The sequence below is a fragment of the Escherichia sp. AM3 genome (assembly GCF_032029835.1).
Taxonomy (GTDB): Bacteria; Pseudomonadota; Gammaproteobacteria; order Enterobacterales; family Enterobacteriaceae; genus Escherichia; species Escherichia coli.
The window spans coordinates 1-2,117 of sequence record NZ_JAVUPQ010000222.1 but is presented as its reverse complement, the minus strand read 5'-3'; the positions used below and the strand labels follow the sequence as shown (position 1 = coordinate 2,117).

The window sequence follows — 2,117 nt, the reverse complement described above, 5'->3', positions numbered from 1 at the left end:
CATCTTCATGCCATCATAGAGAAAATAAATAACCGCATCGGCAACAACACCATGCGTTTTTTCCCCGACTTAACCGCATTTCAACGAGTCTACCCTGATGGCAATTTTATTGACTGGAAGATCTATCAATCGGTAGCTGCTGAATTATATGCACACGATCTGGAGCGGCTTTGTTAATTTTTCCACAGAAAGGAATTGTCGTTGTTACAACAATAATGAACGGATGCTGACACAACATCGCTTCACTTTTTAAAGCACCTTTGCTAAGTAGAACCTATGAAAAATCCCTATTTCCCTACCGCACTTGGGTTGTATTTTAATTACCTGGTGCATGGTATGGGCGTCCTTTTGATGAGCCTGAATATGGCCTCGCTGGAGACACTTTGGCAGACTAATGCCGCGGGTGTCTCGATAGTTATCTCATCGCTGGGCATTGGTCGATTAAGTGTCTTGCTTTTTGCAGGATTATTATCCGATCGCTTTGGTCGCCGCCCTTTTATCATGCTCGGGATGTGCTGCTATATGGCCTTCTTTTTTGGCATCCTGCAGACCAATAACATCATTATCGCTTATGTTTTTGGCTTTCTGGCGGGAATGGCAAACAGTTTTCTCGATGCAGGCACTTATCCCAGTTTGATGGAAGCTTTTCCACGCTCACCTGGGACAGCCAATATTTTAATTAAAGCATTTGTTTCCAGCGGACAATTTTTATTACCGCTAATCATTAGCCTGTTAGTGTGGGCTGAACTGTGGTTCGGTTGGTCCTTTATGATTGCTGCAGGCATTATGTTTATTAACGCTCTGTTTTTATACCGTTGTACGTTCCCACCCCATCCGGGTCGTCGCTTACCTGTCATAAAGAAAACCACCAGCTCTACGGAACATCGCTGTTCAATTATCGATTTAGCCAGTTATACCTTATATGGCTATATCTCAATGGCAACGTTTTATCTGGTTAGCCAGTGGCTGGCACAGTACGGACAATTTGTTGCAGGCATGTCATACACTATGTCGATCAAACTACTCAGTATCTACACCGTGGGTTCGCTGCTTTGTGTATTTATTACCGCTCCACTCATTCGTAATACCGTTCGCCCAACAACATTACTGATGCTGTACACCTTTATCTCATTTATTGCTCTGTTTACCGTCTGCCTGCATCCCACATTTTATGTGGTGATAATATTTGCTTTTGTCATTGGTTTTACCTCTGCTGGAGGTGTTGTGCAAATTGGCCTGACGTTAATGGCTGAACGTTTCCCTTACGCTAAAGGTAAAGCTACAGGGATCTATTACAGTGCGGGCAGTATTGCGACCTTTACTATTCCGTTGATTACGGCTCATCTGTCCCAAAGAAGTATTGCCGATATTATGTGGTTCGATACCGCCATCGCTGCCATCGGTTTTTTACTGGCACTGTTTATCGGCTTACGCAGTCGCAAAAAAACGCGGCATCACTCGCTAAAGGAAAATGTCGCTCCGGGTGGGTAATGCAATATTCTTTTCAGGTCATGCAAGATCTTACGGATAAATAACTCTTTCTGCGCTAACTAAGGAAAATCGCGATCAAAAACAAACTATGACATGCAATATTCCTGGAAACATAAACTTTATGCCATGTACCCAGGGAAAATCATCTTCAGTATAGTAATTATGTAAACCGTCGGAGAACAATACGTACGGTAACGAAATTATCTTTCAGCAAGGAGCTGTGAAAATGTCTCAAAATAAGGCTTTCAGCACGCCATTTATCCTGGCTGTTCTTTGTATTTACTTCAGCTACTTCCTGCACGGCATTAGTGTTATTACGCTTGCCCAAAATATGTCATCTCTGGCGGAAAAGTTTTCCACTGACAACGCGGGCATTGCCTACTTAATTTCCGGTATCGGTTTGGGGCGATTGATCAGTATTTTATTCTTCGGTGTGATCTCCGATAAGTTTGGTCGTCGGGCGGTGATATTAATGGCAGTAATAATGTATCTGCTATTCTTCTTTGGTATTCCCGCTTGCCCGAATTTAACTCTCGCCTACGGTCTGGCAGTGTGCGTAGGTATCGCTAACTCAGCGCTGGATACGGGTGGCTACCCCGCGCTCATGGAATGCTTTCCGAAAGCCT

At 43.7% G+C, this 2,117-nt stretch carries 3 protein-coding genes; all 3 read left to right on the top strand.

Features of this window, described 5'->3' with window-relative positions; genetic code table 11:
* Positions 1–177 (top strand): DUF1870 family protein (locus tag RTW80_RS24390; RefSeq protein WP_312720626.1); only part of this gene is annotated, 177 nt, incomplete at its 5' end.
* 99 nt (positions 178–276) lie between these two features.
* Positions 277–1,491, top strand: coding sequence for an MFS transporter (locus tag RTW80_RS24385; RefSeq protein ID WP_000795537.1), 1,215 nt, complete (start codon positions 277–279; stop codon positions 1,489–1,491).
* 226 nt (positions 1,492–1,717) lie between these two features.
* Positions 1,718–2,117: MFS transporter (locus tag RTW80_RS24380; RefSeq protein WP_312720624.1), on the top strand; the 400-nt coding region annotated here is incomplete at its 3' end.